The sequence below is a fragment of the Pseudomonas sp. 22490 genome (genome assembly GCF_052044465.1).
GTDB classification, from domain to species: domain Bacteria; phylum Pseudomonadota; class Gammaproteobacteria; order Pseudomonadales; family Pseudomonadaceae; genus Pseudomonas; species Pseudomonas aeruginosa.
Map to the genome: position 1 here is coordinate 111507 of NZ_JBQENS010000004.1, position 16899 is coordinate 128405.

Annotated in this window: 17 protein-coding genes; 2 read left to right on the forward strand and 15 right to left on the reverse strand. The window is 70.6% G+C overall.

Features of this window, described 5'->3' with window-relative positions; translation table 11 throughout:
* Positions 1-58: 58 nt before the first annotated feature.
* From ACTJJX_RS05980 to ACTJJX_RS06020, 9 genes are all read right to left on the reverse strand, one after another.
* Positions 59-976, reverse strand: coding sequence for a dihydrodipicolinate synthase family protein (locus ACTJJX_RS05980; protein WP_003116382.1), 918 nt, complete (start codon positions 974-976; stop codon positions 59-61).
* Positions 977-1126: 150 nt separating this feature from the next.
* The gene (locus tag ACTJJX_RS05985) at positions 1127-2161 is read right to left on the reverse strand and encodes a trans-3-hydroxy-L-proline dehydratase (RefSeq protein ID WP_003082552.1); all 1035 of its coding nucleotides are present in this window, start codon (positions 2159-2161) and stop codon (positions 1127-1129) included.
* Between the two features lie 25 nt (positions 2162-2186).
* A complete protein-coding gene (locus ACTJJX_RS05990) occupies positions 2187-2909 on the reverse strand; it encodes an amino acid ABC transporter ATP-binding protein (RefSeq protein WP_003082555.1) in 723 nt (240 codons plus the stop codon).
* Positions 2906-3550 (reverse strand): amino acid ABC transporter permease, encoded by a 645-nt coding sequence (locus tag ACTJJX_RS05995; RefSeq protein ID WP_003082557.1) that lies wholly within the window; start codon positions 3548-3550, stop codon positions 2906-2908. The genes ACTJJX_RS05990 and ACTJJX_RS05995 overlap by 4 nt, the downstream gene beginning before the upstream one ends.
* A 10-nt stretch (positions 3551-3560) precedes the next feature.
* Positions 3561-4226, reverse strand: coding sequence for an amino acid ABC transporter permease (locus ACTJJX_RS06000; protein ID WP_003082559.1), 666 nt, complete (start codon positions 4224-4226; stop codon positions 3561-3563).
* Positions 4226-5968, reverse strand: coding sequence for a cis-3-hydroxy-L-proline dehydratase (lhpI, locus tag ACTJJX_RS06005; RefSeq protein WP_016851863.1), 1743 nt, complete (start codon positions 5966-5968; stop codon positions 4226-4228). Before lhpI ends, ACTJJX_RS06000 begins: the two co-directional genes overlap by 1 nt.
* Before the next feature lie 58 nt (positions 5969-6026).
* Positions 6027-6848 (reverse strand): ABC transporter substrate-binding protein, encoded by an 822-nt coding sequence (locus tag ACTJJX_RS06010; protein WP_016851862.1) that lies wholly within the window; start codon positions 6846-6848, stop codon positions 6027-6029.
* Between the two features lie 258 nt (positions 6849-7106).
* Positions 7107-7904: an AraC family transcriptional regulator gene (locus tag ACTJJX_RS06015; RefSeq protein WP_016851861.1), complete on the reverse strand. Its 798-nt coding sequence runs from the start codon at positions 7902-7904 to the stop codon at positions 7107-7109.
* A 41-nt stretch (positions 7905-7945) separates the two neighbouring features.
* Complete coding sequence (locus tag ACTJJX_RS06020) at positions 7946-9388, reverse strand: MFS transporter (RefSeq protein ID WP_016851860.1); 1443 nt, start codon at positions 9386-9388, stop codon at positions 7946-7948.
* 38 nt (positions 9389-9426) lie between these two features.
* Here ACTJJX_RS06020 and ACTJJX_RS06025 point away from each other — a divergent pair, with 38 nt between their 5' ends.
* Positions 9427-10371 (forward strand): helix-turn-helix transcriptional regulator, encoded by a 945-nt coding sequence (locus ACTJJX_RS06025; RefSeq protein WP_016561683.1) that lies wholly within the window; start codon positions 9427-9429, stop codon positions 10369-10371.
* Between the two features lie 120 nt (positions 10372-10491).
* On the opposite strand, the gene ACTJJX_RS06030 is transcribed toward ACTJJX_RS06025, so the two are convergent.
* On the reverse strand, positions 10492-11358 hold the full coding sequence (locus ACTJJX_RS06030) for a LysR family transcriptional regulator (RefSeq protein ID WP_019416289.1): 867 nt from the start codon (positions 11356-11358) through the stop codon (positions 10492-10494).
* A 99-nt stretch (positions 11359-11457) separates the two neighbouring features.
* Here ACTJJX_RS06030 and ACTJJX_RS06035 point away from each other — a divergent pair, with 99 nt between their 5' ends.
* The gene (locus ACTJJX_RS06035; RefSeq protein WP_003114958.1) at positions 11458-12360 is read left to right on the forward strand and encodes a DMT family transporter; all 903 of its coding nucleotides are present in this window, start codon (positions 11458-11460) and stop codon (positions 12358-12360) included.
* Here the strand turns inward: ACTJJX_RS06035 and ACTJJX_RS06040 are convergent.
* The 5 genes from ACTJJX_RS06040 to ACTJJX_RS06060 all read right to left on the reverse strand — a co-directional run bounded on the left by ACTJJX_RS06040 (position 12357) and on the right by ACTJJX_RS06060 (position 16681).
* Positions 12357-13610 carry an NAD(P)/FAD-dependent oxidoreductase gene (locus tag ACTJJX_RS06040; RefSeq protein ID WP_016851858.1) on the reverse strand — a complete coding sequence of 418 codons (1254 nt, stop codon included), beginning with the start codon at positions 13608-13610 and terminating at the stop codon, positions 12357-12359. The two genes, ACTJJX_RS06035 and ACTJJX_RS06040, sit on opposite strands and share 4 nt — an antisense overlap.
* Positions 13607-13843 (reverse strand): (2Fe-2S)-binding protein, encoded by a 237-nt coding sequence (locus ACTJJX_RS06045; protein WP_014603678.1) that lies wholly within the window; start codon positions 13841-13843, stop codon positions 13607-13609. Before ACTJJX_RS06045 ends, ACTJJX_RS06040 begins: the two co-directional genes overlap by 4 nt.
* Positions 13840-14955: a D-hydroxyproline dehydrogenase subunit beta LhpB gene (gene lhpB, locus ACTJJX_RS06050; protein ID WP_016851857.1), complete on the reverse strand. Its 1116-nt coding sequence runs from the start codon at positions 14953-14955 to the stop codon at positions 13840-13842. The genes ACTJJX_RS06045 and lhpB overlap by 4 nt, the downstream gene beginning before the upstream one ends.
* A complete protein-coding gene (locus tag ACTJJX_RS06055) occupies positions 14952-15896 on the reverse strand; it encodes a 4-hydroxyproline epimerase (protein ID WP_003161795.1) in 945 nt (314 codons plus the stop codon). The genes lhpB and ACTJJX_RS06055 overlap by 4 nt, the downstream gene beginning before the upstream one ends.
* A gap of 116 nt (positions 15897-16012) precedes the next feature.
* A complete protein-coding gene (locus tag ACTJJX_RS06060; RefSeq protein ID WP_003086767.1) occupies positions 16013-16681 on the reverse strand; it encodes a GntR family transcriptional regulator in 669 nt (222 codons plus the stop codon).
* Between the last annotated feature and the right edge of the window lie 218 nt (positions 16682-16899).

Consider the following 16899-nt stretch of genomic DNA (forward strand, 5'->3'; position numbering starts at 1 on the left):
GCCGCTGGCTCTCGCCGGCCGCTCCCTGGGGAGCGAGGCGGCGAGGGCGCGGCGCCGGCTACAAGCCGACGTCCGGCAGCGCCGGCCGGCTGGCCAGGGCCTTGGCCATGATCCGCTCGACGTGCTCGCGATCGGCGCCGCGCAGGGCCAGGCGCGGTGGACGGGTGAGGGCGCTGCCGCGACCGGCGAGTTCCTCGCAGAGCTTGATGCACTGCACCAGGTCGGGACGGGCGTCGAGATGGAGGATCGGCATCAGCCACTCGTAGATCGGCATCGCCTCGGCGAAGCGCCCGGCCCTGGCCAGGCGGAAGATGGTCTCGCCTTCCTTCGGGAACACGTTGGACATTCCCGAGATCCAGCCCTGGGCACCCACCGCCACGCTTTCCAGGACCACGTCGTCGAGGCCGGCGAAGAGGATGAAGCGCTCGCCCACCTGGTTGCGTACGTCGATGAAGCGGCGGGTGTCGCCGGAGCTGTCCTTGAAGCAGACGATGTTCTCGCAGTCGGCCAGGGAAACCAGGATGTCCGGGGTGACGTCGTTCCGGTAGATCGGCGGGTTGTTGTAGACCATCACCGGCAGGTCGGTGCCGCTGGCCACGCTGCGGAAATGCTCGGCGGTCTCGTGCGGCTTGGAGGAATAGACCAGCGCCGGCATCACCATGATGCCGTCGACGCCGACCCGCTCCACCGCCTTGGCCACCTTCGCCGCGCCGGCGCTGGTGAACTCGGCGATCCCGCAGATCACCGGCACGCGGCCGCCGGAGGCATCCTTGGCGACCTCGGTGACGGCCATCTTCTCCTCGATGGTCAGCGAGGTGTTCTCGCCGACGCTGCCGCATACCACCAGCCCGGACACGCCGTCGCGCACCAGGTTGGAAATGACCGTGTGGGTTTCCTCCAGGTTCACCGAGAAATCGGCGTTGAATTGGGTGGTGACCGCGGGGAATACGCCGCTCCAGTTGACGTGCTTGCTCATGGTTTCTCCTTTCTTCGTATTTCGTATACGAATTCAGTCGGACCGCTGCGGTCCGAGTCACAGGGCGACGGCAGCGTTCGCCGTCATGGGCGATCCGGTACGCGCCGGATCGGTTTCCGCCCGGCCGCTGCCTGCGGTCGGGCGGGGTGGTCAGCAGTGGCCGCCGGGCCAGGTGTCGGACAGCCGATAGCCTTGCGGCCAGGGATCGTCCGGGTCGAGCAGGTACTGGTGGATGCCGGTGATCCAGGCCCGCCCGGACAGGCACGGGAGGATCGCCGGACGGCCGCCGAGTTCGGTCAGCGACTCGATGTGGCAGTGGAATTCCGAACCGATGATGGAGCGCCCGACGAAGCGTTCGCCGACCCGCAGCTGGCCTTTCGCCTGGAGCACCGCCATCCGCGCCGAGCAGCCGGTGCCGCAGGGTGAGCGGTCGATCTTGCCGGGGCGGATGACCACCGCGTTGCTCGCGCCGAGGACACCGTCGCGGCGCTCCGGCGGCGCGGCCAACTGGCAGAAGGACAGATGGTCCCAGTCCGGGTTGGTCGGGTGGCGGAAGCCCAGTTGTTCGTTGGCCGCGTGGGTGATCTTCAAGCCGGTGGCGACCAGCTCGGCGGCCTCGTCGGCGCGCAGGGCGAAGCCCAGGCGCCGGGCGTCGGCGATGACGAAGCTGTCGCCGCCGTAGGCGGTGTCGACCTGTAGCGAGCCGAGGCCCTCGACTTCGATCCAGGCGTCGAGGCGGTCGGCGAACGACGGCACGTTGCGGATTTCCACCCGCTCGGCCTTGCCGTCGCGGCATTCCGCGCGGGCCTCGATCAGCCCGCCCGGCGCTTCCAGCAGCAGCCGGGTCAGCGGTTCGCGCATCGGCAGGATGCCGCTGTCGAGCAGTACGGTGGCCACGCACAGCGAATTGGAACCGGACATCGGCGGGGTGTCGGCCGGCTCCATGATGATCCAGCCCATCTGCGCGCGCGGGTCCTTGGCCGGCACCAGCAGATTGGCGTGGCGGAACACTCCGCCGCGCGGTTCGTTGAGGACGAAGTTGCGCAGGTCCTGGTCTCTGGCGATCCAGCGCGACTGTTCCCAGAGGGTGGCGCCGGGCGGCGCGGCGACGCCGCCGACGATCACGTCGCCGACCTCGCCTTCGGCATGGCAACTGACGATGTGGACGATCCGCTGCGAACGCATGGCTATCTCCTGTGCGGGGGCGGGCTCAGAGCACCGAGCGGAGGAATTCCACCGTCTCCGGCCGCTGCGGGTTGCCGATCACCTGGTCGGGGGTGCCGATCTCGTGGACCAGGCCATTGCGGAAGAACGCCACCCGGTCGGACACGTCGCGGGCGAAGCGGATCTCGTGGGTGACCAGGACCATGGTCATGCCTTCCTCGGCGAGCAGGCGCATGGTGTCCAGCACCTCGCCGACCAACTGCGGGTCGAGTGCCGAGGTGGCTTCGTCGAACAGCATGTAGTCCGGCGACATCGCCAGCGCCCGGGCGATCGCCATGCGCTGTTGCTGGCCGCCGGAAAGGCGCTGGGGGAAGACCTTGAGCTTGTCGCCGAGACCGACGTGGGTAAGTTGCTTCAGCGCCATCGCCTCGGCTTCGGCGCGGCTCTTGCCGAGCACCTTGCGCGGCGCGAGCATGACGTTTTCCAGCACGGTCAGGTGGGGGAAGGCGTTCCACTGCTGGAAGACGATGCCGATCTTCCGCCGCAGGCGGTTGAGGTCGGTGCCGCGGGCATGCACGTCGATGCCGTCGACGCGGATGCTGCCGCGCTGGATCGGCTCCAGGCCGTTGATGCACATCAGCAGGGTTGACTTGCCGGAACCGGAGCCGCCGATGATCGACAGCACCTCGCCCTTGTCCACCCTCAGGTCGACACCCTTGACCACCTCGAACTGGCCGTAGGCCTTGTGCACGTCGCTGATCTCGATCATTGCTGCCATCTCCGTTCCAGCCGGGCGCCGAGTCGCGCGACCACCCAGCTCATGAGGTAATAGACGAGCCCCGCGATGCAGAGCACGAAGAGCGGTTCCTGGATGCGCGTGACGATGGTCTGCGAGGCGCGCAGCAGTTCGACGATGCCGATCCAGAGCACCAGCGAGGTGTCCTTCATCACCGACAGGGTCAGGTTGACCCAACCGGGGAAGGCCACCCGGGCGGCCATCGGCAGGACGATGTGGAACAGGTCCTGGCGATAGCTCAGGCCCAGGGAACGCGCCGCCCGACGCACGCTCGGCGGTACCGAGAGGACGCCGCCGCGGACCACCTCGGTGCAGTAGGCGGCGGCGTACACGCCGAGCACCAGGCAGGCCACGGCGAAGGCGCTCCAGTCGAGGCCGAGGATGCTCTTGAAGGAATTGAGCAGGACGAACTGGATCAGCAGCGGCACGCTGCGGAATACGTCGAGCAGAGCCGCCAGCGGCAGGCTGGCGCGTGGCAGCAGGGCGCGGAGCAGGCCGAAGACGACGCCCAGCAGGGTGCCGATCAGCATCGCCATGGCGGTGATGGCGAGGGTGGTCCAGGCGCCTTGCAGGAGGAACAGCAGGTCGTTGGCGGTGAGGCTGGTGGTGAACACGGCATTCCCCTCAGTAACGGAACAGGCGCCAGCCCAGCAGGCGGGCGGCCAGCACCAGCAGCTTGGCCATGGCGAAGTAGAGGACGGCGGCCAGGGCGAAGTATTCGAAGGTGCGGAAGGTCTTGACGTTGAGCGCCTGGGTGACGCCGGTGAGGTCGTCGGTCAGGCCCACCACCACGCCGAGGGAGGTCATCAGCATGGCCCAGACCAACTGGTTGGTCAGCGGGTAGAACACCACCCGCAGCAGTTGCGGGATCACCACCAGGCGATAGGCCTGCGGCGCACTCATGCCCAGCGAGCGGGCCGCCCGCAGCTGGGTCTCGGGCACCGCCTGGAGGCCGCCGCGGAAGGTCTCGGCGAGGTAGCCGGCGTTGTTGAAGGTGACCCCGGCGAGCAGGGCGAACCAGGAACTGACGTGCAGGCCGAAGGAGCCCAGGCCGAAGTAGAGGATGTAGATCTGGAATAGCGCAGGGGTATTCCGCGCGATGGAGATCCAGGCTCCGGCGGCGGCGCGCAGCGGGCGGTTGCCGCCGAGCCGGGCGAAGGCCAGGAGCAGGGCGATGAGGATGCCGAAGAGCATCGACAGCGCGGTGACCTGGAGCGTCACCAGGCTGCCGGCGAGCATCTCCGGCAGGGCGTTGAACGCCGAGCGCCAGTGGAAGGTGTAGTCGAACATCAGCAGTCCTCGCTCAGCCAGGCGGGCAGCCCGGCGGGGGCCCGTCCGCCGACGGCGGCCTCGACGCAGCCGGCGAGGCCGGCGAAGCGCACCTGGCGGCTGACCAGTCCGGGGGCGTAGTGGGCATACTTGGCGGAGTTGGTCATCAGGGTGCGCGCGCCCGGCGGCACCAGCGGTTCGTCGAGCATGCACCAGCAGGTGTCGGTGACCAGCCGCGCGCCGAACGCCTGCAGCGTCGCCAGGTGCCCGGCCGCTTCGGCCTGGGCGACGGCCTGCCGGCTGCTGGTGATCACCAGCGCTACCTCCGGGTGTCTGCGGCGGCCGTGGCAGAGCGCGGCGAGCTGGGCGAATTCGCTGGCGGAGAAGTGCGGGTTGCCCAGCGCCACCAGGTCGATCCGCGTCTCGCCGGCGCTGTCCAGCTCGCGCCAGGCGTCGCGCAGGCGCTCGCGTCCGACCCGCAGGGTCCGCCGCGGCGCGCGGCCGCCGAAGGCGCTGGCCAGGTCAGGGGCTTCCGGGGTGACGCCGATGACGTGGAACATCGGCACCGAGGAACTGGTGCCCAGCGCCGCGCCGAAGGCCTTGAGCGCGTCGTGGTCCGGCTGCCGCTGCCGCAGGCCGTCGATCGCCGGGATCTGCCCGTCGCAGAGCAGGCCGCAGAGGTAGCCGAGGGTCGGGTAGAAGGCATCGTCGACGCTGCCGAGGTCTTCCACTTCGATCAGTACCCGCGCCTGGCGCTGCTCGTCGAGGTGGCAGCCGGCCAGCGGCGCGCGACCGGTGAGGGCGCAGCAGATGTCCATGAAGTCGGCGTACTTGTTGGTGCGTGCGCCGAGTACGCTGTTGGCGAAGAGCACCGCGTTGGACTCGGCCCAGACGATCTGTTCGCCGGCCCGCGCGCTGTCGTCGAGCAGGTAGGGCGCGCAGGTGAAGCTGGGCTGCGCGCCCATGTCGAGATAGGCCTGGGCCAGGGCCACGGCTGGCTCGCCGAGGGCGGCGGGTACGCCCTGTTCGCGCCAACGGCGCTGGTCCACGGAGATGGCGTTGAGGGTGGTCGGTACCCGCACCCGGGCACCGAGGTCGCGCAGGGTCTCGGCGAAGCGCAGGCCGGCCGGGCCGGTGTAGATGCAAGCGTCGATGTGCGCGCGCTGGATGTCGATCAGCCGTTGCGCGCCCTGCAACGCCGCCATGCGCAGGACGATGCGCATCGCCAGGCGTGCGGCTTCGCCGTGTTCGCCGGCGAGCAGGGCCTGGTCGAAGGCGTCCAGTCGCGGGCCGGCATCGGTCGCCAGCGCTTCGGCGGGTCGGGCCTCCAGCGGCGGCGGGGCATCGCGGTGGAGTTCCAGGCGTCCGTCGGCCAGGCGCGCCCAGGGATAGGCGGCGAGTTCGTCGAAGCGCTCGCCGAGACAGGCGATGGGTAGCGAGCGGCCGAACAGTTCCTCGGCGACGATCGCGCCGAGGGCGAGGATTTCGTCCGGTTCGCGCAGGAGGATCGCCGCCGGCGCACGTCCGCCGAGGATCAGTTCCAGCAGTACGCTGCTGCCGGTACAGGAGCCGCGCCCACCGGGAATCGCCAGCAGCCTGCCGTGTAGATGGCGGCCGCTGAGCGGGTGGTGACGGTCGATCACTTCCGCGCTGCGCGGGTCGACGCCGCCCCAGAAGCTCAGGCCGGTCGGTGCGTACAGCAGTTCGCCGGACGCGCTGCCGGCGACCAGGGTACGGGGAACGATGAGGTGTGCGTGCTTCATCGGCGCATCCAGGACGGGGGGAAACGGCGCGGCCCGGCGGCGGACCGCGCCCTCGGCTTCAGCGGTAGACCGCGCTGGTGGTCAGCTCCGGCGCCGTGCCGCCGACCCATTTCTGCGCCAGCTCGGCGTAGCGGCCGGTGCGCACCTGCTGGTTGATGAACAGGTTCAGGTAGTTGAGCAGGCCGTATTCGTTGCGCTTGGCGCCGAGGGCCACGTAGTCGATGTCATAGGGCGCGTCGCCGGCGATCTTCAGGCCCTTGTACTTGCCCGACTTGATCCACGAGGCGGCGACGGTGGAAGAGACGACCGTGGCGTCGATATGCCCCTGGCTGATCGCCAGGGCGGTGTCGGCCTCGGACTGGTAGGCGCGGAAGCTGCCCTTGGCGTCGCCCCAGGCCTTGCTGTCCTTCTCCAGGGCCAGCGCCTCGAAGGTGCCGGCGGTGCCGCCGACCGGGCGGCCCTTGAGGTCCTTGTAGCTGGCGATGCCGGTGTCCTCGCGGGTCAGTACCACCTTGACGAAGGCGAAGTAGGGGACGCTCATGCCGATGGTCTTGGCCCGCTCCAGGGTGTCCGAGGTGGATGCGACGATCACGTCGGCGCGACCCGACACCAGCGCCGGGATGCGGTCGGGAAAGGGCGTCTCGACGATCTCCGCCTTGACGTCCAGGGCCTTCGCCAGGTCGTTGCAGTAATCGACGTCGAAGCCCACCGGGTTGTTCTGTGCATCGCGCGAGCCCATCGGCGGAAAGTCCAGGGTGACGGCGCAGCGCAGCTTGCCGGACTCGATGATGTCGTCGAGCTTGTCGGCCTGGGCGAGACCGGCGAGGGAACAGCCCAGGGCAGCGGTGAGGGCTAGGGCAAGGGTCTTCTTGGTATTCATGGGGGCCTCTGGCGATGCGGTTGAGTGGGAGGGCGGCAAATCCCGTATTTGTGATTTCGTATACGATATTTTTAAGTGAGCAATGACTGTGCCAGAACCTCGTCCGACGGCGATAAAAAACCTTTCGCTGGAGCGCGACCGCTTTGGCTGGCGCGTCGCTGTGCCAGGCCGCGCCGGACTGCGCCCCGCTCGGGCGCGGCCGGCGGTGTTACAAAAGGGAGCAGGATTGCTACCGCCGCCCCGTGGCGGGGCGAGGCGTTACGCTTTTCGGGGCTGGCGATGGGTCTCGCGGTACTGGCTCGGCGAGAGTCCGGTGAGCGCCTTGAACTGGCGGCTGAAGGCGCTGTGGTCGGTGTAGCCGCAGCGCAGGGCGATCTCGGTGATCGGCGCGTCGCCGGCGAGCAGTTGCGAGGCGGCGCCGAGCCGCGCCTTGTGGATCATCTGCCGTGGGGTGAGCTGGAAGATGCGCTTGCAGTGACGCTCCAGTTGCGCCACCGAGAGCCCGGCGATGGCGGTGAGATCGGCGAGGCTGAGCGGCTGATCGTAGTGCTCGCGGATATGCGCGTCCACCGCCGCCAGTCGGCCGTAGGCCGGGTGCGCCGACTGCGCCGCCGGCAGGTCGTGGGAGATGCCGGCCATGCCGATGATCGCCCCGTCGGCATCGCGCAGCGCCTGCTTGTGGGTCAGGCACCAGCCCGGCTGGCGACCGGGATAGAGGTGCAGCTCCAACTGGTTCTCCAGCGTCGCGCCGCCGCGCAGCACGCGCCGATCCTGCTCGGCATAGAGCGGACCGAGGCTGGAAGGGAAGACCTCGTCGGCGCTGCGGCCGAGCAGTTCGGCCTTGTCCTTCACGCCGCAGCGGCGTGCCAGGGTGCGGTTGATCAGGACGTAGCGGGCGCGCTCGTCCTTGACGAAGAACACCACGCCGGGCATGGCGTCGAGCAGCGCCTCGACCTGGCGCAGGCTGGCCAGCAGGCTGGCGAGGTCGGCGGGGGGCGGGGCGGCGAGCAGGTCGTGCATCGGGGCGAAGGCCTGGCTGGGGGACCGCGCCAGCATACGGGGCGCCGGCAGCCGGGAACAGGGCCCGGCCGCGCGCCTCAGTTGCCCGGCGAGTCGCAGCGCAATGGCACCGTGCGCACGCGGCGCAGGTAGAAGAGGCAGGTGGCGCCGAGCAGCAGCGTCATCAGGACGAACTCGACGGCCAGGGTCGTCTGCGTCGCTTCCAGGTAGTCGCCATGGCGCTCCAGCCTGTGCGCGAACACCGCGCCGAGCAGCGCCGAGCCGAGGCCGAGGGAGGCCTGCTGGACGGTGGCGAGCATGGCGCTGCCGGCGCCGGCCTGGGCGGCCGGCACCTCCGAGAGGCCGATGCGGAAGAAGCTGCTGACGATGAACGCCTGGCCGAAGCCGATCACCAGGGTCGCCGGCGCCAGGTTGAGGATGCCCGGCTGCGGCCAGACCCGTTGCAGGGTCAGCATCAGGCCGAGCAGGCCGCACATCTGGATGACGCAGCCGAGCAGCAGCAGGCGTACCGGGCCGATCCGCGCCGCCACCCGGGCGGTGAGCAGCGCCGAGACGAAGTAGGAGGCGCCGAGGGCGATGAAGGCATTGCCGGCCTGTACCGGCGAGAGACCGGCGCCGGCCTGCAGGGCCAGGGCGAGGGCGAACATGAAGCCGCTCCAGCAGGCGAAGAACAGGATCGCCAGTAACAGGCCGAAGCGGATGCTCGGCAGGCGCAGCAGCGACGGCGGCAGCAACGGCCAGGCCTGGCGGCGTTCCTGGCGCAGCTCGGTGCGCCACAGCCAGGCCAGCAGCGGCACCGCCGCCGCCAGCAGCAGGGCGCAGGGCCAGGACCAGTGCAGCGATGGGCCGAGAGCCAGCGGCAGCAGCAGGCAGAGGATCAGCGCGGCGAGCAGCAGGGTGCCCGGCGCGTCGACGCGGGCGGCATGCTCGGCGCGGGTCTCCGGTACCCAGCGGCGGCTGCAAAGGAGAATGCCGAGGCAGATCGGCAGGTTGATCAGGAACACGCTGCGCCAGCCGAGGCCGCCGATGTCGGCGGAGACCAGGAAGCCGCCGAGCACCTGGCCGACGACGAAGGCCAGGCCGCCGATGGCGCCGTAGGCGGCCAGCGCGCGGGAATGCGCGTGGCCGCTGAGGCTGACATGCAGGGTGGCGAGAATCTGCGGCACGATCAGCGCCGCGCCGACGCCCTGCAGGGCGCGCGCCACCAGCAGCAGCCAGACCGAACCGGCCAGCCCGCAAAGCAACGAGGCGACGGCGAACAGGGCGACGCCGAGATCGAACAGGCGGCGACGGCCGTAGTTGTCGCCAAGCCGGCCGCCCATCGCCAGGCACACGGCGAAGGCCACGCCGTAGACGGCGACGATCAGTTCCAGTTCGGTTTCGCTGGCGCCGAGGGAATGGGCGAGGGCGTCGAGGGCGACGTTGACGATGGAGAAATCGATCATCGGCAACAGTTGCCCCGCCAGCAGGATGCAGAGCCCGGCGAGGCCGAGCCGCGACGACGAAACGGCGCTGGGCATGGGCGGAGTCCTTGTGCGGAAGGGAGTGGGCTGGCAGCATGCGCTTCTGGCTAACCCGGTACCAGTTCTTGCTTATCCTGGTATTGGCGCTACCCGTCTGCCCTCCGGAGGACTTCGCCATGCCCCTCGACGCCCCTGCCAGCCACTCTGCGGAAAGCCCCGCGCAGCCGTCCCGCGCCGAACAGCTGGGGGCCTTCCTGCGCCGCCGGCGGGAAAGCATCGAGCCGCAGCGGGTCGGCATTTCCCGCCTCGGCCGCCGACGCACGCCGGGCCTGCGTCGCGAGGAGGTGGCGCAGCTCGCCGGGGTCGGCGTGACCTGGTACACCTGGCTGGAGCAGGGCCGCGCGGTACGCGCCTCGGAGCAGGTGATCGGAGCCATCGCCCGGGCCCTGCTGTGCAACGAGACGGAAACCCACCACCTGTTCAACCTCGCCGGGCTGGCCGCGCCGACCTCGGCGCGGCGGGCGGTCTGCGAGAAGCCCTCGGCCGCCACCCAGGCCATCCTCGATGCCCTCGACCCGTTGCCGGCCATGGTGCAGAACGCCCGTTTCGACATCCGCGGCTACAACCGCGCCTATTGCCGGCTGGTGGGCATCGACCTGGCGGAGATCCCCGAGGAAGACCGCAACTGCATCTACCTGGCGCTGACCCACGAGCGCTGGCGCTACTGCATGGCCAACCGCGAGGAGGCGTTGCCGCGGATGGTCGGCTTCTTCCGCGCGGCAATGGTCGAGCGCATGGGCGATCCGCTGTGGGAGCGGCAGTTGCAGCGCTGCCTGGAGGCTTCGGCGGAGTTCCGCGAGATCTGGCGGCGCAACGAGGTGATGGGTATCGAAAACCAGCTCAAGCGCTTCCGTCATGCGCGCTGCGGCGAATTCGAACTGCAGCAGACCAACTGGTGGTCGGCGCCGAAGAACGGCGATCGCCTGCTGGTCTTCGTCCCCCTCGACGACCACGCCCGCGACTGCCTGGAGCAACTGTGAGTCGGCGCCCTGTCCCGTAGCCAGCGCCTGCTCGACCTGCTGCAGATTCTGCGCCGGCACCGTTACCCGGTGGCCGGGCATGTGCTCGCCGGCGGGTCTAGCGCCCGGCGCTGTAGCGGCTCAGAGCCGGAACTCCTCGGCGATCAGCTCGCCGAGGCGCTCCAGCGCCGGCGGCCGCTCTCCCCGGGCGAAGGCCAGGCGAATGCGGTGGGCGGGCAGTTCGGCGAAGCCCTCCGCCGGCCCCAGCACGCGCATCGTCGGGCCGACCCGCGCGCGGTCGATCACGCCGATCGCCAGGCCGCCTTCGATGGCCGCTTCCAGCGCCGCCGCGCCGGGACTGCTGACCACCGTGCGCCAGCGCCGGCCCGTCGCGCCGAGGGCTTCCAGCAGCGCCTGCCGATAGGGACAACCCTGGCCGTGCAGGGCCAGCGGCAGCGGGCGTTGCGGATCGATCCGCAGGCCGTGGCCGGCGACCCACACCGGCTGGGTGCCGCCGATCTCGCGGGAATGCCCGTCGTACGGGGTTTCGTCTTGCGCTTGCACCAGCAGGGCGAGGTCCAGCTGGCCGCGCCGCAGGCGTCCGGCCAGCCTGCCGCTGGCGTCGGTGAGCACCTCCAGCTCCAGCGCCGGCAGTTCCGCGCCGAGGCGCGGCAGGAGGCGGCCGAGCAGCTTGCCGGCGTATTCCTCGGAAATGCCGAAGCGCACCCGCAGCGGCTCTTCCCGTCTGCGCAACCCGGCGAGCACGCGGTCGTGGGTCTCCAGCAGCTCGGCGGTCTGGCGCTGGAACCGCTGCCCCAGCGGGGTCAGCCGCACCGACTGGTTGTCGCGCTCGAACAGCCGGCCGCCGGCCAGTTCCTCCAGGCGCCGGACGTGGGTGCTCACCGCCGAGGGGCTGCGGTTGAGGTGGCTGGCCGCGGCGAGGAAACGGCCGAAGCGCAGGATGGCATGGAAGGTACGCAGCAGCTCGATATCCAGGTTGGCGCTCATGGTTCCGATTTCCTGCATGACTGGTGCAGATAGTTTCGTTTGATAGTAGCGGCGGAGGCCGCCTAGCCTCGACTCGAACCTGACCGACGGAGGCGAGCGATGCGCGCGACCACCTGCACCCCGCGAGCGATGCCCGGGGCGACCCGCCTGCTGGCCGTGCAACTGGGCATGGTACTGGCCTGGAGTTCCGGCTTCGTCGGCTACCGCTATGCCATGGAACAGGCGCCGGTGTTCCTCACCAGCTTCTGGCGCTTCGCCGTTTGCCTGGCGCTGCTGCTGCCCTTCGCCTGGGCCGGGCTGCGCCGGTTGTCGGCGCGCCAGTGGCGGCGCCAGGCGCTGATCGGGGCGTTGGCCTACGCGGGCTACATAGCGCCGATCGCCAAGGCCATCGAACTCGGCGTCTCGCCGGGCGTGGCGGCGCTGATGGCCGACCTGTTGCCGCTGCTGGTGGCCTTGCTGGCGCTGGTCCTGCCGGGGCAGCGAACGCGGCCGGGGCAGTGGCCGGGGATCGCCCTGGGCGTCGCCGGGGTGCTCTGGGCCGGGCATGCGGCGCTGGCGCTGGGGCGGGCGCCGGGCTGGGCCTACGGCCTGCCGCTGCTGGGCATGCTGGCGCTGGCCCTGGCCACCCTGTTGCAGAAGCGCTGGGACGATGCGCCGGGATCGCTGGCCGTGGTGCTGTTCGTGCAGATCGGCGCCGCGCTGCCGGCGTTCGCCGGCCTGGCGCTGGCGGAGGGTAGCCTGCGGCCGCCGCTGTCTGGCGGATTCCTGTTCGGGCTCGCCTGGCTGGTGCTGCTGCCCACCTTCGGCGGCTACGGCCTGTACTGGCTGGGCCTGCGCCATCTTTCCGCACAGGGCGGCAGCGCGGCGCTGTACCTGAGCCCGGCGCTGACCCTGCTATGGGCGCACTGGATGTTCGCCGAGCCGCTGACACCCATGCTGCTGGGTGGCCTGCTGCTGTCGCTGGCCGGCCTCGGCTGGCTGTATCGCGCCGAGCGTCGCTAGCCGGCGTCGCCCTGCCAGCGGGCCAGGGTCTCCAGGCGCGCCGGGCTGAACGGCGGACGCGGCGCCGGAGGCGTCCAGCCGAACAGGAATTGCGCGGCGCTGCCGCATATCCGCCCCTGGCAGGCGCCCATGCCGCAACGGCTGTGCAGCTTGGCCTCGGTCCAGCCGGCATGCCCGGCCAGCGCGGCCAAGGGGACGTCTTCGCAACGGCAGACCAGGGTATCCGCCTCCGCCAGTTCACGCAGTTCGGCACGCAGGGCGAAGTGTCGCGCCAGGGTGTCGGCGAAGCCCTGCCAGCGTCGCCGTCGTGGCCACAGGCGGCGAGCCGCGTCGCGCTCGTCGACGGCGGCATGGCCGGCGATGGCGCCTTCCACCAGGGCCAGTTCGCTGCCGCCGAAGCCGGTGCATTCGCCGGCGGCGTAGTGGTCGGGCAGGCTGCCGGCCTGCCATTCGTCGACGGCGAGCGCCTGGCCGTCGAGGCGATAGCCGAGGGCCTGGCCGAGTTGCACGTTGGGCACCAGGCCGAAGCCGCAGGCCAGGCGTTCGCAGGCGATCTCGCGGACCCGACCGCCTTCGCGCAGGCGCACGGCTTCCAGGCGCTCCTCGCCGAGGGCGGCGAGCACGTAGCTGTCGGCGCGGTAGCTACGGGCGAACAGGCCGGCGGCCTGCCACAGCTTACCGGGCCAGCGCGGCAGGCGTACGGCGAAGGCGGCCAGGGTTCTCGCCGGCGCCTGTTCGGCGACGCGCAGCAGGCGCGCCCCGCACTGGCTGGCGCTGGCGGCGCTGGCCAGCAGCAGCGGGCCGGAGCCAGCCACCACCAGGCGCTGGCCGGCCAGTGGCAGGCCGCCCTTGGCCAACGCCTGCAGGCCGCCGGCGCCGGTGACGCCGGGGAGGGTCCAGCCGGGAAACGGCAGCAGCAGTTCGCGGGCGCCGGTGCAGAGGACCAGGCGTCGGTAGCCGACCTGCCAGCCACGTTGCGGGTCTTCCAGCAACAGGCGCCTGCCGGGACCGCAGGCGACCACCCGGGTCGCCGGGAAGTGCTCGACATTGGCCTGCCCGGCCAGGCGTTGACGCATCTGATGGGCACGCGGCGGCAGGTTGGCACGCGGGCCGTCGCGCCAGATCTGTCCGCCGGCGGCCGGGTTGTCGTCGACCAGGGCGATGCGCGCGCCGCTCGGCGCGGCGGCCAGCGCTGCGGCCAGGCCGGCGGGGCCGGCGCCGACGATCAGCAGGTCGTAGTCGGCGCTCATGCCTGGGTCTCCACGCGCATGCCGGGTTGGCAGACGGTCTGGCAGGCCAGGCGTCGCCGACCGTCGATCAATACCCGGCATTCCTGGCACGCGCCCATGCCGCAGAACGGCGCGCGCCGCCCGCCGCCGACCGCGCTGCGGGAGCAGCCGTCGCCGCCGAGGGCGAGGGCGGCCGCCACGCTGGTACCGACGGCGACCCGCAGCGGACGCCGGTCGATGAACAGTTCGATCATGGCCGGGCACTCCCGGAGCTGGAGAGGAAGCGTTGCGGCAGATAAGGCGTGGGATCCAGCGGCGGCGTTTCGCCGAACAACTGGGCGGCGAGCAGGCGCGCGCTGCCCGGCGCGGTGGTCACGCCCAGGCCCTCGTGGCCGACCGCCAGCCACAGGCCCGGCTGCGCCGGGTGCTCGCCGAGCAGCGGCAGGCCGTCCGGAGTGGCGGCGCGGAAGCCGGTCCAGGCACGGATCGCATTGAGGCCGGCGAGCCCCGGCAGGTAGTCCAGGGCACGCCGCAGCATGCGCGCCAGCACCGGGCCTTCCACCTGCGGGTCGAGCGTGTCGAACTGCCGCGAGGAGCCGAGGAAGACCTGCCCGGTGGGGCGCGGCTGGGCGTTGAAGGCTACCGAGGTACCGCTGCTGGCGTGGGCGCTGCTGACATAGCCGAGTTCCACCAGTTGATGGCGGAGGGTGCCGGGATAGCGGTCGGTGATCAGCAGGTGGCCTTTCTTCGGGCGGATCGGCAGCTCCGCGCACAGCTCGCCGGCATGGATGCCGTTGGCCAGCACCAGCGCCTCGGCGCTCAGCCAGCGGCCGTCGGCCAGGCGCAGGCGGCTGCCGTCCACTTCGCTGACTTCGGCGTGCAATCGACGCAGGCGCGGGCCGGCTCGTTCGAGCAGCCAGCGCGCCGCGTTGGGCGCGTAGAGGATGCCGTCGCCCGGCACCTTCAGGGCGCCGGCGAGGCCTGGCCGCAAGACCGGTTCCAGGTCACGCAGGCGCGCGGCGTCGAGCATCTCGCAGGCGACGCCGGCGGCCAGCAGGGCCTGGCGCTTGCGCTCGGCTTCGGCGAGTTCGGCGGCATCGGCGGCCAGCCAGAGGGTGCCGCAGCCGCGATAGGCGCAATCCTCCGGCAACTCCGCCGCCCAGGCGCGCCAGGCCTGGATCGAGTAGTCGCTGAGGGCCAGTTCGGCCGGGTTGTCGTCCATCGCCACCAGGTGCCCCATGCCCACCGCGGTGGCACCGCCGCGGCGGCTGTCCAGCACCAGTACGTCGAGGCCGCGACGCGCCAGTTCATGGGCGCAGGCGCTGCCGACGATGCCGGCGCCGACCACGATGACCTCGGCGTTCACCGGCGGATGCCCCAGGCGAACGGATCGTCGTCCGCCAGCAGCAGGGTGGCTTCCGCGCTGACGTGGGCGCGGCCGCGGATGGTCGGCACGATGGGCCCGCCGGGCTGGCCGTCGAGCCATTCGTAACGCCCCTCGAACTGGCTGCCGATCACGCTCGCCTGGCGCCAGGGCTGGCCGGGCAGCAGCTTGCCGTCGGCGGCCAGGCAGGCCAGCTTGGCGCTGGTGCCGGTGCCGCAGGGCGAGCGGTCGTAGGCCTTGCCGGGACAGAGCACGAAGTTGCGGCTGTCGGCGTGGGGATCGTCGGCGAACAGTTCGATGTGATCGATGGCGCCGCCGTCCTCGCCGCGGATGCCCTGGTCTTCCAGCGCCTGCTGGACGGCGACGGTGTAGGCGGTGAGGGCGTCGAGGTTGTCGCCGGCGATGCGCTGGCCGTGTCCGGCGACCAGGAAGAACCAGTTGCCGCCCCAGGCGATGTCGCCGCTGACCCGGCCGATGCCGGGCACTTCGACGCTGACCTGGCGACGGTAGCGGTAGGCCGGCACGTTGCGCACGCTGACCGAGCCGTCCTCGTGGAGGGTCGCCTCGACCTCGCCGACCGGCGTCTCGATGCGGTGCACGCCGGGACCGATCCGCCCGAGGTGTGCCAGCGAGGCGACCAGGCCGATGGTGCCGTGGCCGCACATGCCGAGGTAGCCACTGTTGTTGAAGAAGATCACTCCGGCACAGGCTTCGGGATCGACCGGTGCGCAGAGCAGGGCGCCGACCAGTACGTCGCTGCCGCGCGGTTCGAGGATGCAGGCGGCGCGCCAGGCGTCGTGGCGCTCGCCGAGCAGGCGCCGGCGCTCGGCCATGTCGCCCTGGCCGAGATCGGGAAAGCCGCCGATGACCAGGCGGGTGGGCTCGCCGCCGGTATGCGAATCGATGATGCGGATGCGTTGCATGGTGGCCCTCGCCTGTGCTGGGGTATGCGCCACAGGGTGGCGTTTCGGCGGGACGGGGCGCTTGAGGGTTTTCACTCAGGCGGATGACGAAAGCGGCATAGCCTGGATGGCCCGGCTCAGGTGCTGGCCGGGCGGTTCGGCAGGTGTTCGTAGAGGGTCCGGCAGACCCCGACGATATGTGCCTCGATCAGTGCCGCGGCCCGTTCGGCATCGCCGGCGCGACAGGCGGCGACGATCTCGCGGTGTTCCTGGTCGGCGCGCTGCTTGCCTTCGGACAGGCTCATCTGCATGCGCAGGTAGCGTTCCAGCTTGTCGTGGATGGAGCGGATCAGGTTGACCAGGAACGGCCGCTGCGCCGGTTCGTAGAGGCAGGCGTGCAGTTGCCAGTTGAGTTCGGCCCAGCGGCCGACGTTGTCTTCGCCGACGAAGTCGGCGCAGATCGCCTCGGCACGGGCGAAGGTGGTCTCGTCCATGTTCGGCACCGCCAGGCGGATCGCCTGCGCCTCGAGCAGCACCCGCACTTCGAACATCTGCGCCAGTTCCGGTTCGGAAATACGCGTCACCACCGCGCCCTTGTTGCGCTGGAACAGCACCAGGCCTTCCGCCTCCAGGCGCTTGAGGGCCTCGCGGACGGGAATCTTGCTGACATTGAAGAGTTGCGCGATGTCGTCCTGGCGGATCGGTTCGTCCTCGGCGAAATGCCCGGCGATGATCGCTTCGCGCAGGTGCTTGGCGATGATCTCGGAGGCCGAAGGGGCGATGCCCAGGTTAGGGGCGTTGAGCATGGAGAGAGGCAAGCGGGACAACCTGCATGGCGTTGGGAACGTGCGGGATATTGTATACGAACGCTTGGCGCGTGCCGCTGCCGGTTGGCGCCTTCTGCGCAGGCGTGTTGGTCGGCTCCAGTGGGCCTCCGTGGCGCATGTTTCGCAGGGCGAAACGCTCTTCCGGAAAGTTCGCGGAGAGGCTGGACAATAGAAAATTAGCTTGCTAATAATTCGCT

Bases quoted from the DNA above. Each gene is read 5' to 3' on its own strand.
- ACTJJX_RS06010 (WP_016851862.1), bottom strand. From the start codon at position 6,848: ATGAATACCAAGAAGACCCTTGCCCTAGCCCTCACCGCTGCCCTGGGC.
- ACTJJX_RS05980 (WP_003116382.1), bottom strand. From the start codon at position 976: ATGAGCAAGCACGTCAACTGGAGCGGCGTATTCCCCGCGGTCACCACC.
- ACTJJX_RS06035 (WP_003114958.1), top strand. From the start codon at position 11,458: ATGCGCGCGACCACCTGCACCCCGCGAGCGATGCCCGGGGCGACCCGC.
- ACTJJX_RS06000 (WP_003082559.1), bottom strand. From the start codon at position 4,226: ATGTTCGACTACACCTTCCACTGGCGCTCGGCGTTCAACGCCCTGCCG.
- ACTJJX_RS06055 (WP_003161795.1), bottom strand. From the start codon at position 15,896: ATGCAACGCATCCGCATCATCGATTCGCATACCGGCGGCGAGCCCACC.
- ACTJJX_RS06020 (WP_016851860.1), bottom strand. From the start codon at position 9,388: ATGCCCAGCGCCGTTTCGTCGTCGCGGCTCGGCCTCGCCGGGCTCTGC.
- ACTJJX_RS06030 (WP_019416289.1), bottom strand. From the start codon at position 11,358: ATGAGCGCCAACCTGGATATCGAGCTGCTGCGTACCTTCCATGCCATC.
- ACTJJX_RS05985 (WP_003082552.1), bottom strand. From the start codon at position 2,161: ATGCGTTCGCAGCGGATCGTCCACATCGTCAGTTGCCATGCCGAAGGC.
- ACTJJX_RS06045 (WP_014603678.1), bottom strand. From the start codon at position 13,843: ATGATCGAACTGTTCATCGACCGGCGTCCGCTGCGGGTCGCCGTCGGT.
- ACTJJX_RS06040 (WP_016851858.1), bottom strand. From the start codon at position 13,610: ATGAGCGCCGACTACGACCTGCTGATCGTCGGCGCCGGCCCCGCCGGC.
- ACTJJX_RS06060 (WP_003086767.1), bottom strand. From the start codon at position 16,681: ATGCTCAACGCCCCTAACCTGGGCATCGCCCCTTCGGCCTCCGAGATC.
- ACTJJX_RS05990 (WP_003082555.1), bottom strand. From the start codon at position 2,909: ATGATCGAGATCAGCGACGTGCACAAGGCCTACGGCCAGTTCGAGGTG.
- lhpI (WP_016851863.1), bottom strand. From the start codon at position 5,968: ATGAAGCACGCACACCTCATCGTTCCCCGTACCCTGGTCGCCGGCAGC.
- ACTJJX_RS06015 (WP_016851861.1), bottom strand. From the start codon at position 7,904: ATGCTGGCGCGGTCCCCCAGCCAGGCCTTCGCCCCGATGCACGACCTG.
- ACTJJX_RS06025 (WP_016561683.1), top strand. From the start codon at position 9,427: ATGCGCTTCTGGCTAACCCGGTACCAGTTCTTGCTTATCCTGGTATTG.